We start from the raw sequence: 14,258 nt of genomic DNA on the forward strand, positions 1-14,258 counted from the left end.
TTGCCGGTCTCAGGTGCCTTCCAGCTCGGCGGAGAGTTCAAGCCAGAGCTCTTCCGTGCGGACCAGCTTCTTTTCAAGATGGGCCCGTTCCTTGGCGAACTTCGTCGCCCGCTCGGCATCCTTGAGAAAGAAGTCCGGATCGGCAAGGGCCGCGTCGAGCCTGCCGATCTTCTCCTGAAGCCGGGCGATCTCCTTCTCGGCGGCCTGGACCTCCTTGCGCAGCGGCGCAAGCCGCGCCCGGCGTTCCGCCGTCCCGCGCCGCCGCTCCTGCTCGCCAGGGGATGCGTCGCTTGCGACTGGCGCCTCGGCCCTGGTGGCAGGCGCTCCCTTCTTGCCGTTGCGCTCGCCCTTGTCGCGCTTCAGCACGAGCCGGCGATAGTCTTCCATGTCGCCGTCGAAGGACTGGACGCCGCCGTCGGCGACGAGCCACAGGCGGTCGGCGCAGGCCTCGACCAGATGCCGGTCGTGGCTGATCAGGATGACGGCGCCGTCAAACGCGTTGACCGCCTGGATCAGGGCCTCGCGGCTTTCGATGTCGAGATGGTTGGTCGGCTCGTCGAGGATCAGCAGATGCGGCCCCTCGAAGGTGGCGAGGCCCAGCAGGAGACGCGCCTTCTCGCCGCCCGACAGATCCTTGGCGGGCGTGTCCATGCGGCTTGTGGGCAGGCCGAAGCGCGCGACGCGGGCGCGCACCTTGGCTTCCGGCGCGCTCGGCATCAACCGGCGCACATGGGCAACGGGGCTCTCGGCCGGCATCAGCTCGTCGAGCTGGTGCTGGGCGAAAAAGGCGACCTTAAGCTTCGAGGCCTTGGTGGTCTCGCCGGCCTTCTTCTCCAGCCGCCCGGCGACGAGCTTGGCGAAGGTCGACTTGCCGTTGCCGTTGGAGCCGAGCAGGGCGATGCGGTCGTCATTGTCGATGTTGAGCGACAGGCGCGAGAGCACCGTCGTGTCGCCGTAGCCGACGGAGACGTTTTCCATGCGCACGATCGGCGGCGCGAGCCGGCCGTCGGGGTCCGGGAAGGAGATCGGAAGCGCATCGGTCTCGACGATAGCGGCGATCGGCTCCATCTTTTCCAGCATCTTCAGCCGCGACTGGGCCTGGCGGGCCTTGGAGGCCTTGGCGCGGAAGCGGTCGACGAAGGCCTGCATGTGCTTGCGCTGGGCCTCCTGCTTCTCACGGCTCTTCTCCTGCAGCATCAATGCCTCGCGGCGCTGCCGGTCGAAGCTGTCGAAGCCGCCGCGGTAAAAGGTCAGCTTCAACTGGTCGAGATGAACGATCGAATCGACGGCCTTGTTGAGCAGGTCGCGGTCGTGGCTGATCAGCAGCACCTGGTGCGGATAGCGCGCGATATAGCTTTCCAGCCACAACGTGCCTTCCAGGTCGAGATAGTTGGTCGGTTCGTCGAGCAGCAGCAGGTCGGGCTCGGAAAAGAGCACGGCCGCGAGCGCCACGCGCATGCGCCAGCCGCCGGAAAAGGCGGAGCACGGGCGGGCCTGCGCATCGGCGTCGAAGCCGAGGCCCGCGAGAATGCGCGCGGCGCGCGCCTCCGCCGTGTGGGCGTCGATATCGGCCAGCCGCGTGTGGATCTCGGCGATGCGCAGCGGGTCGCTGGCGGTTTCGGCTTCCGCAAGCAGCAGGGCGCGCTCCGTGTCGGCGGCAAGAACCACCTCCAGCAGCGTTTCTTCGGTTCCCGGCGCCTCCTGGGCAACCTGACCGATGCGCAAGCCCTTGGGCATGCGTATCTCTCCGCTCTCAGGAGCGCTTTCGCCGGTGATCAGGCGAAACAGGGTGGACTTGCCCGCGCCGTTGCGGCCGACAAAGCCGGTCTTGGCGCCGGTCGGCAGCATGACGCTGGCCCGCTCCATCAGCGTGCGTCCGGCAATACGGTAGGTGAGGTCGGTGATCTGCAACATGGGCGGATCAATGGCGGTAAACGGCCGGTCGCGCAAGGGGTGGCGGACGTGTTGCGGCGTTGAGGTGACCCAATTGCAACGCTGCCCCCGCACAGCCTAGGATGCAGGTCCTGCCTATCGCAATCGAGAGGGGAAAAGCATGTGTGTTCCGGGTTGTCAGGAAGTCGTGGCGCGCCGTCTGAGCCGGCGTGGCCTGTTCAAGGGCGTCGCGGGCGCGGCGGCGGGCGCGGCCGTCTTCAGCGCTTTTCCCCCGCCGCGCGCCGCACAGGCGGCGGATGTCTCGTTCACGCGGGCCGTCGATCTCACCCACGCGCTGGGGGAGGACTTTCCGACCTTCTTCGGCAAGCCGCAATTGCAGATGGAGCGCACGGCCGAGTTCTCCAAGGACGGCTTCAACATGTATACGTGGCACCTGGCGGAGCACACCGGCACCCATCTTGACGCACCGCTGCATTTTTCCGCCGACGGGGCATCCGCCGACGAACTCTCCATGGAGCAACTGGTCGTGCCGCTTGCCGTGGTCGATGTCCGCGAGAAGGCCGCGGCCGATGCTGACTACCAGCTTTCGGTGGAGGACCTGAAGGCCTATGAGGCGGCCCATGGCGATCTGCCGTCCGGGGGATGCGTTGCCATGAATTCCGGCTGGGCGGCCCATGTGGCGAGCGAGAAATACCGCAACGCGGATGCGGACGGGGCGATGCATTTCCCCGGCTTTTCCAAGGAGGCCTGCCTTTACATGATGGAGAAGGGCGTGGTCGGCATGGCCTCCGACACGCTGTCGCTGGACCATGGCGCGTCGAAGACCTTCGACACGCATTACACGTGGCTGCCCTCCGGGCGCTGGGGACTGGAATGCGTCGCCGGGCTCGACGAGGTGCCGGCCAAGGGGGCGACGCTGGTTGTTGGCGCGCCGAAGATCAAGGGCGCGACCGGCGGCCCGAGCCGGGTGCTGGCGCTGGTGTAGGCTGTCACCCAAAGAAAAACCCCCGGCCAAGGCCGGGGGTTTCCCTTGAAAGATCGCGTTGCCGAAAGGCGCGCGGATCAGACCGAGTAGTACATGTCGTACTCGACCGGATGCGGCGTCATCTCGTAACGCATGTTCTCTTCCATCTTCAGTTCGATATAGGCGTCGATCTGGTCGTCGTCCATGACGCCGCCGGCCTTCAGGAAGTCGCGGTCGGCGTCGAGGGCTTCCAGGGCTTCGCGCAGCGAGGCGGCGACGGTCGGGATTTCCTTCAGCTCCTCCGGTGGCAGGTCGTAGAGGTTCTTGTCCATCGCATCGCCCGGATGGATCTTGTTCTTGATGCCGTCGAGGCCGGCCATCAGCAGCGTGGCGAAGCACAGATACGGGTTTGCCGAGGGGTCCGGGAAGCGGACCTCGACACGCTTCGCCTTCGGCGAGGACGTGAAGGGGATGCGGCAGGAGGCCGAACGGTTGCGCGACGAGTAGGCGAGCAGGACCGGTGCCTCGTAGCCCGGGACCAGGCGCTTGTAGGAGTTGGTCGACGGGTTGGTGAAGGCGTTCAGCGCCTTGGCATGCTTCAGGATGCCGCCGATGTAGTGGAGGCAGGTCTCGGAGAGATCCGCATACTGGTTGCCGGCGAAGACGGGCTTGCCGTCCTTCCAGATCGACTGGTGAACGTGCATGCCGGTGCCGTTGTCGCCGAAGACCGGCTTGGGCATGAAGGTTGCCGTCTTGCCATAGGCATGGGCGACCTGGTGCACGACATACTTGTAGATCTGCATCTTGTCGGCGTTGCGGGTCAGCGTGTCGAACTTGATGCCGAGCTCGTGCTGGGCCGCGGCCACCTCATGGTGGTGCTTCTCGACGGTGACGCCCATCTCGGTCAGGACCGTCAGCATCTCGGAGCGGATGTCCTGGCAGCTGTCGATCGGCGGGACGGGGAAGTAGCCGCCCTTGGTGCGCGGACGGTGGCCGAGATTGCCCGTCTCGTATTCCGACCCCATGTTCGACGGCAGTTCCATGCTGTCGATCTTGAAGCCCGTGTTGTACGGATCGGCGGAGAAGCGGACGTCATCGAAGATGAAGAATTCGGCTTCCGGGCCGACGAAGACAGTGTCGCCGATGCCGAGCGAGCTCATGTAAGCCTCGGCCTTCTTGGCGGTCGTGCGCGGGTCGCGGTTGTAGGCCTCGCCAGAGACCGGATCGATGATGTCGCAGACGATGGCCACGGTCGACTGGGCGAAGAACGGATCGACATGCACGGACTCGGGATCGAGGACGAGCGTCATGTCGGACTCGTTGATCGCCTTCCAGCCGGCGATGGACGACCCGTCGAAGGCGACGCCTTCGGCGAACATGTCCTCGTCGACGAGGCCGGCATCCATGGTGACATGCTGCAGCTTGCCGCGCGGATCGGTGAACCGCAGGTCGACAAACTTGATGTCCTTATCCTTGATTTCCTTCAGAATATCGCTGGCGCTCGTCATTTAAAGCTTCCCTGTTTTCCTTGGGTGTCAGTGTGTTCGTTTACGAGATTGGGCGGAGTGACCCGCCCGGACAGTGTCCGTCCGATCTGGCCCCGCGAGCGGATCAGATCGCGTCGGTGCCGGTCTCGCCGGTACGAATGCGGACCGCTTCCTCGACGGTGGACACGAAGATCTTGCCGTCGCCGATGCGGCCGGTCTGGGCGGCGTTGCGGATCGCCTCGACGGCCTTGTCGACCAGATCGTCGGTGAGCACGATCTCGACCTTCACCTTGGGGAGAAAGTCGACGACGTACTCCGCGCCGCGATACAGTTCGGTGTGGCCCTTCTGGCGGCCGAATCCCTTGGCCTCCGTCACGGTGATGCCCTGGAGACCGACCTCCTGGAGCGCCTCCTTGACCTCATCGAGCTTGAACGGCTTGATAATTGCCTCGATTTTCTTCATCGCCTCCGCCACTTCGCGTCGTTTCTGTTTCGAAATGCCGACCGTTCCGGGCCTGTGCCAACTCCTCAGTAGCACGCGGCGTGCCAACTTCGCCTGCCGAAAAAAGAGCCTGTAATTCGGGCAATTTACCCGGAATTTTCAGGTCGGGCGAATGGACAGTCGGCTTATGCTGATTAAACACTATGCATTCTGAACAAGAAATAGGCAGGAATCGCTTTGTTGAACCGGAGTGGCTGGTGGAAGCGCAATGGACCGTGAGGGAGGCTGCCTGCCCGACCTCGCAAAGATGCCGTCTTGCGCATCGTTCCGGTTCGGGAAACTCTTCAAAGGGATAACCGGAAGACGGACGACAGCCGCGGGTGCCGTGGAAGGCGGCGGTTTGCTCCGCAGAACAATGGGGAGACTGGCATGAGGATCGAGGCGCTCGATCACCTGGTGCTCACGGTTGCCGACCTCGACCGGACGGTTGGCTTCTATTGCGGAGTGCTTGGCATGGAGGAGGTGGTTTTCGGTGGTGGCCGGCGGGCGCTGCGCTTCGGCGCACAGAAGATCAACCTGCACGCGGCCGGGGCCGAGTTCTCGCCGGCAGCACGCAAGCCCGTGCCGGGATCGGGCGATCTCTGCTTCCTGGTGACCTCGCTTGACGACGCGATACAGCGGCTGAAGGAGGCTCATGTCGCCATCGAGGAAGGGCCGGTGTCGCGCACTGGTGCGATGTCGCCCTTGCGCTCGGTCTATGTCCGCGATCCCGACGGCAATCTGGTTGAACTCTCGGAGCCCCAGGCCGTCGTGCTCGCCGGTGGAGCCGAGGGGTGAACGAGCTTCTGTCTCCGGAGGGGATGGCGGAGGCGGACGCGCTTGCCGTTGCGGGCGGCACACCGGGCATCGACCTGATGCGCCGTGCCGGCCTCGCTGTTGCCGACGCCTGCGCCCGGATGGTTCCGCTGGCGGCGCGGGTGCTGGTTCTTGCCGGGCCGGGCAACAATGGCGGCGACGGGTTCGTCGCCGCGACGGTCCTGCGTCGGCGCGGATACCGGATCGAGGTGCATCTGCTGGGCGCGCGCGAGCGGGTCGCGGGCGATGCCGCGCTGGCGCTTGAGGAGATGGAGGCGGCCGGCATTGCCTGCACTCAGCTGACCGCCGGTGGTGTCGCGGCGTCGCTGGCGACCGCCGGCATCGTCATCGATGCGCTGTTCGGCGCGGGCCTTGCTCGTCCGCTCACCGGGGTGGTCGCCGAGGCTGTGGATCTGGTCAACCTGTCCGAACTGCCCGTGCTTAGTGTCGACCTGCCTTCGGGCGTGGAGGGAGGGGGTGGCACGGTCCTGGGGACCGCCATCGAGGCGGATAGGACGGTAACCTTCTTCCGGGGCAAACCCGGGCACTACCTGTTTCCCGGCCGCCGGCTGCGCGGCATGCTGGAGATCGCCGATATCGGCATTCCCGATGAGGTCCTGCACACGGTCCACGAGGACGCCCGGGAGCGAACCTGGCGCAACGATGCGCAGCTGTGGGGCATGGCGCTCCGCGAACCCGGCCCGGGCGATCACAAATATGCGCGCGGGCATGTGGTGGTCGTCTCCGGCCCGTCCCTTTCGACCGGTGCGGCGCGGCTTGCGGCAGGCGCTGCCCTTCGCTCAGGCGCGGGACTCGTCACGGTGGCGACCCCGCCGTCGGCGGCACTGGTCAATGCCATGCACCTGACGGCGGTGATGCTGCGCAAGTTCCAGGGGAAGGACGGGCTGGGAGACTTGCTCTCCGACCGCCGGCTCAATGCGGTCGCGATCGGGCCGGGGGCTGGTGCGGGCGCCGGCACGCGCGAACTGGCGCTGGTCGCGCTTTCTTCCGGCCTGCGGGCGGTGGTTCTCGATGCCGACGCGCTGACCGCGTTCGAGGAGGCATCCGGACAGTTGGCCCAGGCGATCGCGTCGCGGTCCGGCAAGCGCGCACGCGATGTGGTGTTGACGCCGCATGACGGCGAGTTTGCCCGCCTGTTCGGAGACGTGGACTGGGCCGGCGCGCCATCGAAGCTGACGCGGGCGCGGGCCGCCGCGCGACTGACCGGCGGTGTTGTCGTGCTGAAGGGGCCCGACACGGTGGTTGCCGCACCTGACGGACGCGCGCTGGTCAACGACAATGCGCCCGCATGGCTGGCAACGGCCGGATCGGGCGATGTCCTGTGCGGAATCGTGACCGGGCTGCTGGCGCAGGGCGCGCCGGCGTTCGAGGCGGCCGCGGCGGCTGTCTGGCTGCACGGACGGGCTGGCGTTCTGGCCGGTCCGGCGCTGACGGCCGAGGATCTTGAGCCGGCGTTGCGCCTGGCGCTCGGCGAACACTTCGCCGGTTAGCGAGGCGAGGGCATCCCGGGCCGGCCGAAGTCTCCGGAAACCCGCGGCTCGCCGGGCGACCGCGGGTGGTGGACGGCTCCCGGATTTTCCTTTGACCCTGCCAAACGGGGTGTTATAGAGGCCGCGCCTTGACTTTGGGCGCCTATGCACGTCGCGGGCGTGGTGGAACTGGTAGACACGCCAGATTTAGGTTCTGGTGGCGCACGCCGTGGGGGTTCAAGTCCCTCCGCCCGCACCACGTCAGGCCCGAAGCGATGAGCACCGGATTTTAGCGAACCCGGCCAAGCACTCCCGAGCCGGGGACCACAATCACACGAGCTGTCGGAAAGACGTTCTCGATCAAGGACGAAGCACACGACCATGCAGGTAACCGAAACGCTGGCCGAGGGGCTGAAACGCGAACTGAAAGTCGTCATTCCGGCGTCTGAGCTTGCTAGCCGCCTCGACACCTATCTTGAAGACCTCAAGGATAAGGTGAAAATCAAGGGATTCCGGCCGGGCAAGGTGCCGATGGCGCACATGAAGCGCATGTACGGCCGCCAGGCGACCGCCGAGATTCTCAACGAGATGCTCAACGAGACCACCCGCAAGGCGGTCGAGGAGCGGAACGAGAAGCCCGCGCTGCAGCCGGAGATCGACCTGCCGGAGGGCAACGCCGAAGCCATTCTTGAAGGCTCCGCCGACATTGCCTTCACGCTGAGCTACGACATTCTGCCGGAGTTCGAGATCATCGACTTCAAGACTGTCGAGATCGAGCGCCCGATCGTCGAGATCGACGATGCCGAGGTCGATGAGCAGATCACGCAGATCGCTGCCAACAACAAGCCGTTCGCCACCAAGGACGGTGCGGCGGAAGACGGCGATCGCGTGCAGATGAGCTATCTGGGCAAGCTCGACGGAGAGCCCTTCGAGGGCGGCGCCGACGAGAACGGCCAGCTGGTGATCGGCTCCAAGCAGTTCATTCCCGGCTTCGAGGAGCAGCTCGTCGGCCTGAAGGCCGGTGACGAGAAAGTCATCGAAGTCAGCTTCCCCGAGGACTATCCGGCCAAGCACCTGGCTGGAAAGGGCGTGACCTTCGACATCGTCGTCAAGGAAGTGCAGGCTCCGGGCGAGGTCGCGGTCGACGACGACTTCGCCAAGGGGCTGGGCCTTGAGGGCCTCGACAAGCTGAAGGAGATCATCCGCGGCCAGATCGAGAGCCAGTTCGGCGCGATGACCCGCCAGAAGGTGAAGCGCCAGCTTCTCGACAAGCTCGACGAGGTCTATCAGTTCGACCTGCCCGAGCGTCTGGTCCAGTCCGAGTTCGACGGCGTGTGGCGCCAGGTCGAGCAGGACATGGAGCGCTCCGGCAAGTCCTTCGAGGACGAGGAGACGACCGAGGACGAGGCGCGCGCCGAGTACCGCAAGATCGCCGAGCGCCGCGTGCGTCTGGGCCTCGTCCTTTCCGAGGTCGGAGAGAAGAACGAGGTCAAGGTGACCGACGAAGAGGTGCAGCGCGCCCTCTACGAGAAGGTTCGCCAGTTCCCGGGCCAGGAAAAGGAAGTGTTCGAGTTCTACCGGAGCAATCCGACGGCGCTCGCCAGCCTGCAGGCCCCGATCTACGAGGAGAAGGTCGTCGACTACATTCTCGAGCTTGCCAAGGTCACCGACAAGACGGTTACCAAGGACGAGCTGATGGCAGAAGACGAGGGCGACGAGACCGCCGCCTGATCCTTCGCCGGCCAGTGAAACGAGGAACGGCCCCGGCACCATGCCGGGGCCGTTTCGTATCTCGGATCCTGTGGGTTTTAACCCTTGCCCGCGGCTGGCCAGTACCTATCTTTCGGATCAAGGCGACATCCCTTATGTATGGGTGTCGCTTTTTTCGACTCAAGACCGATACAGAGACCGCTCCTTTCCGATCGTGCCTTGGCACCGTGTCCGAGAGATCGAGCCTTCAAGACGAAGGCAAGGGGCGTTCCTCCAGAGCATGGACGAGGCATGAAGGATCCAGTCGATTTCGCCGTGAACTCACTCGTTCCGATGGTCGTCGAGCAGACGAACCGGGGCGAGCGCGCGTTCGATATCTATTCGCGGCTCCTCAAGGAGCGCATCATTTTCCTCACGGGCCCTATCGAGGATCACCTGGCGACGCTGATTTGCGCCCAGCTTCTGTATCTCGAGGCGGAGAACCCGACCAAGGAGATCGCGATCTACATCAACTCGCCCGGCGGGCTGGTGACGTCGGGTCTCGCGATCTACGACACGATGCAGTTCATCCGGCCGGAAGTGTCGACGCTGTGTATCGGCCAGGCCGCTTCCATGGGGTCGCTGCTTCTGGCGGCCGGCGCCAAGGGCAGCCGTTTCTCGCTGCCCAATTCGCGCGTCATGGTGCACCAGCCTTCCGGCGGGTTCCGCGGGCAGGCGGCGGATATCATGCTGCACGCCCAGGAGATCCTGAAGCTGAAGAAGCGGCTGAACGAGATCTACGTCAAGCACACCGGGCAGACGCTCGACCAGGTCGAGGCAGCGCTCGAGCGCGACAACTTCATGACGGCGGAGACAGCCAAGTCCTTCGGCATCATCGACGAGGTCATCTCCGACCGCTCGAGCCTTGCCGGCGGCGAGAGCAAGCCGAAGTGATGTAACGGACTACGGGAAGGCCGCGAATCGATGGATGTTGCGGCTTCCTACCGTCGGGCAAAACCGGCGCCATGCGTTCGCCTTAAACGTATATTGATTTTTGAGGTGGAAGCATGATGACAATTGCGGGACGAGTGCGGGCGCGTCGTAGGTCCGGTTCCGGGAAAGAGATGGACGTTTGAACGTTCATCTCGCCAAGACACAGCGGAAGACCGGTAGTCTTCCGAACCACGCGGGGTTTACCTGATGACTAAAGCCAGCGGCGGCGACTCGAAAAACACGCTCTACTGCTCTTTCTGCGGAAAGAGCCAGCACGAAGTGCGCAAGTTGATCGCCGGCCCCACCGTTTTCATCTGCGACGAATGCGTCGAGCTGTGCATGGACATCATTCGCGAGGAGAACAAGTCCTCGCTGGTGAAGTCGCGCGACGGCATTCCGACGCCGCAGGAGATTCGTGCCGTTCTCGACGACTACGTGATCGGGCAGGGTCCGGCCAAGAAGGTTCTCTCGGTCGCGGTGCACAACCACTACAAGCGGCTCAATCACGCGTCGAAGAACAACGACGTCGAACTGGCGAAGTCGAATATCCTGCTCGTCGGCCCGACAGGCTGCGGCAAGACGCTGCTCGCCCAGACGCTGGCGCGGATTCTCGACGTGCCGTTCACGATGGCCGACGCAACGACCCTGACCGAGGCCGGTTATGTCGGCGAGGATGTCGAGAACATCATCCTGAAGCTGCTCCAGTCGGCCGACTACAATGTCGAGCGGGCGCAGCGCGGCATCGTCTATATCGATGAGGTCGACAAGATCAGCCGCAAGGCCGACAACCCGTCGATCACGCGCGACGTGTCGGGCGAGGGCGTTCAGCAGGCGCTTCTGAAGATCATGGAAGGCACGGTCGCCAGCGTGCCGCCGCAGGGTGGACGCAAGCATCCGCAGCAGGAATTCCTGCAGGTGGACACGACCAACATCCTGTTTATTTGCGGCGGCGCCTTCGCCGGCCTGGAGAAGATCATCTCCGACCGCAGCCGCAAGACCTCGATCGGCTTCAAGGCCAATGTCGAGGCGCCGGAAGACCGGCGAACCGGCGAGCTGTTCAGCGAGCTGGAGCCCGAGGATCTGCTGAAGTTCGGCCTGATCCCGGAATTCGTCGGCCGCCTGCCGGTGATCGCGACGCTTGGCGACCTCGACGAGGAAGCCCTGGTCGAGATCCTCACCGAGCCGAAGAACGCACTGGTCAAGCAGTACCAGCGGCTGTTCGAGATGGAGAATGTCGAGCTCACCTATCACGAGGAAGCGCTCAAGGCGGTCGCCCGCAAGGCGATCGAGCGCAAGACCGGTGCGCGCGGACTGCGCTCCATCCTCGAGGCGATCCTGCTCGACACGATGTACGAACTTCCCGGCCTCAAGGGCGTCAAGGAAGTCGTGATCTCGGCCGAGGTCGTGACCGGCGAGGCCCGCCCGCTCTACATCTACGAGGACCGGGCGGAGAATTCCGCGACGACGGCCTGATCCGCTGTCTTTGCGCGTGTAACGAGAGACCCCGGACCGCTTGCGGTTCGGGGTCTTTTCGTGTCCGTCAGTTGCCGCCGGGGCATATCTTCACCGGCTCAGGAACCATTTGCAGGCGGTGGCGGCGTAAACGAGCGGGATTTCCACCGTTTGATCCTGTGTGAACCGCAGTTTTTCGGCGAATCAGACCGCATTGGGCGTAGTCTTGTGACACTGCGGGGCGAACGCGCGAACGGCGCGCCTTGACACGCTGGAGGGGGCTCGCCACCTATTGGCATAACAGGCAAGCGGGGCGACCGCCGCCGTGCCCGGAAAACGGGGCAGCGGAGATCGGCCAGCCAGGAGACCGAACGTGCATACACGGCGACACTCGCCGGGCGTGCGCAAAGGCCATCCGGCACCGCTTCCGGCAATGCGCCCGTCGTGTCTGCCACTCCCCGGGGCGGCGGGTTCGCAAGGAAAGGAAAACCCATGACTGAGTTCGATGTGCGGCCCGAGGGCGAAGATGCGCTTCATCCCGTCCTGCCCCTGCGCGATATCGTCGTTTTCCCGCACATGATCGTGCCGCTCTTCGTGGGCCGAGAAAAATCGATCCGCGCGCTTGAAGAGGTGATGAGCGCCGACAAGCAGATCCTGCTTGCCACGCAGATGAACGCCTCCGATGACGAGCCGGATCCTTCCGACATCTACGAGATCGGCACGCTGGCGACCGTGCTGCAGCTGCTCAAGCTGCCTGACAACACGGTCAAGGTGCTGGTCGAGGGCGTTTCGCGCGCGAAGATCACCTCCTATACCGAGCGCAGCGACCTGTTCGAGGCCTATGCGAGCGTGCTGACCGACGAGGAGAGCGACTCCGTCGAGGTTGAGGCGCTGTCGCGCTCGGTGGTCTCGGAGTTCGACAATTACGTCAAGCTCAACAAGAAGGTGTCGCCCGAGGTGCTCGGCGCGATCGGTCAGATCGACGACAATTCCAAGCTGGCCGACACCATCGCCTCGCATCTGGCCGTCAAGATCCCGGAGAAGCAGGAGATCCTCGCGATCACATCGGTTGCCGGGCGGCTGGAGCGCGTGCTCGGTCTGATGGAGAGCGAGATCTCCGTCCTGCAGGTGGAAAAGCGCATCCGCTCGCGCGTCAAGCGCCAGATGGAGAAGACCCAGCGCGAGTACTATCTCAACGAGCAGATGAAGGCGATCCAGAAGGAACTCGGCGACGGCGAGGAAGGTCGCGACGAGGTGGCCGAGCTGGAAGAGCGCATCACCAAGACGAAGCTGTCGAAGGAAGCGCGCGAGAAGGCCAACGCGGAGCTCAGGAAGCTCAAGCAGATGAGCCCGATGTCTGCGGAAGCCACCGTCGTGCGCAACTATCTCGACTGGCTGCTTGGGATCCCCTGGAGCAAGAAGGGCAAGGTCAAGCACGACCTGAAACATGCCCAGGAGGTGCTCGATGCCGACCATTACGGCCTGGAGAAGGTCAAGGAGCGGATCGTCGAATATCTCGCCGTGCAGAAGCGCGCCAACAAGCTGAAGGGACCGATCCTGTGTCTCGTCGGACCTCCGGGCGTCGGCAAGACCTCGCTTGGCAAGTCGATCGCCAAGTCGACGGGTCGCGAGTTCGTTCGCATGTCGCTCGGCGGCGTGCGTGACGAGGCGGAAATCCGCGGTCACCGGCGCACCTATATCGGCTCGATGCCCGGCAAGGTCATCCAGTCGATGAAGAAGGCGAAGAAGTCCAACCCGCTCTTCCTGCTCGACGAGATCGACAAGATGGGCATGGATTTCCGCGGCGATCCGTCATCGGCCCTGCTCGAGGTGCTGGATCCGGAGCAGAATTCGTCCTTCATGGACCACTATCTGGAGATCGAATACGACCTTTCGGATGTGATGTTCGTGACCACTGCGAACACGCTCAACATTCCCGCGCCGCTGATGGACCGGATGGAGATCATCCGCATCGCCGGCTACACCGAGGACGAGAAGGTCGAGATCGCCCGCCGTCACCTGCTGACCAAGGCCGAGAAGGACCATGGCCTGAAGGAGGGCGAGTTCGAGGTCTCCGATGCCGCGTTGAGGCTGGTCATCCGCCGCTACACCCGCGAGGCGGGCGTGCGTAACCTCGAGCGCGAGCTGGCGACCCTCGCCAGGAAGGCGGTCAAGGAGATCCTGATGTCCGAGAAGCCGGCCATCAAGGTCGACGAGACGGTCGTCGAGGATTTCCTGGGCGTGCCCCGCTATCGCTACGGCGAGGCGGAACTGGAGGACCAGGTCGGTGTCGTCACCGGTCTTGCCTGGACCGAGGTGGGCGGCGAGCTGCTGACCATCGAGGGTGTCATGATGCCGGGCAAGGGCAAGATGACGGTGACCGGCAACCTGCGCGATGTGATGAAGGAGTCGATTTCCGCGGCCGCGTCCTATGTGCGCTCGCGGGCCGTCGACTTCGGCATCGAGCCGCCGCTGTTCGAAAAGCGGGATATCCACGTTCACGTTCCGGAAGGGGCCACCCCGAAGGACGGGCCGTCCGCTGGCATCGCCATGGCCACCGCCGTCATCTCGGTGATGACCGGCATTCCGGTGCGCCGCCATGTGGCGATGACGGGCGAGATCACGCTGCGCGGACGGGTGCTGCCCATCGGCGGTCTCAAGGAAAAGCTCCTCGCGGCCCTGCGCGGCGGCATCACCACGGTGATGATCCCGGAAGACAATGCCAAGGATCTCGCGGAGATCCCCGACAACGTCAAGAACGGGCTCGAGATTATCCCGGTGGCGCGGATGGAGGATGTTCTGAAAACGGCTCTCGTGCGTCTTCCCGAGCGCATCGAATGGGACGAGGCCGCGGCTGAGGCGGCGGCCAAGGCGGTTGTCAAGGACGACGATAGCAGCAAGCTCATCGCGCATTGATCCACTGCTTATTCACAAAAAAGGGGCCCCGACACCAGTCGGGGCCCCTTTGTCATGCAAAAAGGCCAAAAAATCGC

General features: G+C 64.4%; 11 protein-coding genes and 1 tRNA gene. 8 read left to right on the forward strand and 4 right to left on the reverse strand.

The window, feature by feature from the left end:
• Nucleotides 1–9: 9 nt before the first annotated feature.
• A complete protein-coding gene (locus tag RBB46_RS16615; protein ID WP_306030133.1) occupies nucleotides 10–1,914 on the reverse strand; it encodes an ABC-F family ATP-binding cassette domain-containing protein in 1,905 nt (634 codons plus the stop codon).
• A 139-nt stretch (nucleotides 1,915–2,053) separates the two neighbouring features.
• Here RBB46_RS16615 and RBB46_RS16620 point away from each other — a divergent pair, with 139 nt between their 5' ends.
• Nucleotides 2,054–2,878, forward strand: a complete 825-nt coding sequence (locus RBB46_RS16620; RefSeq protein ID WP_306030134.1) for a cyclase family protein — start codon at nucleotides 2,054–2,056, stop codon at nucleotides 2,876–2,878.
• 77 nt (nucleotides 2,879–2,955) lie between these two features.
• Here the strand turns inward: RBB46_RS16620 and glnA are convergent, their stop codons facing one another.
• Nucleotides 2,956–4,365: a type I glutamate--ammonia ligase gene (gene glnA, locus RBB46_RS16625; RefSeq protein ID WP_306030135.1), complete on the reverse strand. Its 1,410-nt coding sequence runs from the start codon at nucleotides 4,363–4,365 to the stop codon at nucleotides 2,956–2,958.
• A gap of 103 nt (nucleotides 4,366–4,468) precedes the next feature.
• A complete protein-coding gene (locus RBB46_RS16630) occupies nucleotides 4,469–4,807 on the reverse strand; it encodes a P-II family nitrogen regulator (protein WP_186389296.1) in 339 nt (112 codons plus the stop codon).
• Nucleotides 4,808–5,215: 408 nt separating this feature from the next.
• On the opposite strand from RBB46_RS16630, the gene RBB46_RS16635 reads away from it, so the two are divergent.
• From RBB46_RS16635 to clpX, 6 genes are all read left to right on the forward strand, one after another.
• Nucleotides 5,216–5,623, forward strand: coding sequence for a VOC family protein (locus RBB46_RS16635; protein ID WP_306030136.1), 408 nt, complete (start codon nucleotides 5,216–5,218; stop codon nucleotides 5,621–5,623).
• A complete protein-coding gene (locus RBB46_RS16640) occupies nucleotides 5,620–7,152 on the forward strand; it encodes an NAD(P)H-hydrate dehydratase (protein ID WP_336623172.1) in 1,533 nt (510 codons plus the stop codon). The genes RBB46_RS16635 and RBB46_RS16640 overlap by 4 nt, the downstream gene beginning before the upstream one ends.
• Before the next feature lie 153 nt (nucleotides 7,153–7,305).
• Nucleotides 7,306–7,390: transfer RNA gene (locus RBB46_RS16645), tRNA-Leu, on the forward strand.
• A gap of 122 nt (nucleotides 7,391–7,512) precedes the next feature.
• Nucleotides 7,513–8,862 carry a trigger factor gene (gene tig / locus RBB46_RS16650; RefSeq protein ID WP_306030137.1) on the forward strand — a complete coding sequence of 450 codons (1,350 nt, stop codon included), beginning with the start codon at nucleotides 7,513–7,515 and terminating at the stop codon, nucleotides 8,860–8,862.
• A 270-nt stretch (nucleotides 8,863–9,132) separates the two neighbouring features.
• Nucleotides 9,133–9,774 carry an ATP-dependent Clp endopeptidase proteolytic subunit ClpP gene (gene clpP, locus RBB46_RS16655; RefSeq protein ID WP_306030139.1) on the forward strand — a complete coding sequence of 214 codons (642 nt, stop codon included), beginning with the start codon at nucleotides 9,133–9,135 and terminating at the stop codon, nucleotides 9,772–9,774.
• A gap of 246 nt (nucleotides 9,775–10,020) precedes the next feature.
• A complete protein-coding gene (gene clpX / locus RBB46_RS16660; protein WP_306030140.1) occupies nucleotides 10,021–11,286 on the forward strand; it encodes an ATP-dependent Clp protease ATP-binding subunit ClpX in 1,266 nt (421 codons plus the stop codon).
• A gap of 512 nt (nucleotides 11,287–11,798) precedes the next feature.
• Here clpX and RBB46_RS23360 read toward each other — a convergent pair.
• Nucleotides 11,799–11,912: a hypothetical protein gene (locus tag RBB46_RS23360; RefSeq protein ID WP_369293117.1), complete on the reverse strand. Its 114-nt coding sequence runs from the start codon at nucleotides 11,910–11,912 to the stop codon at nucleotides 11,799–11,801.
• Between RBB46_RS23360 and lon the strand changes: the two genes are divergently transcribed.
• On the forward strand, nucleotides 11,860–14,181 hold the full coding sequence (lon, locus tag RBB46_RS16665; protein WP_369293118.1) for an endopeptidase La: 2,322 nt from the start codon (nucleotides 11,860–11,862) through the stop codon (nucleotides 14,179–14,181). The two genes, RBB46_RS23360 and lon, sit on opposite strands and share 53 nt — an antisense overlap.
• Nucleotides 14,182–14,258 lie beyond the last annotated feature (77 nt).

It is taken from the genome of Stappia sp. MMSF_3263 (assembly GCF_030733745.1).
GTDB lineage: Bacteria > Pseudomonadota > Alphaproteobacteria > Rhizobiales > Stappiaceae > Stappia.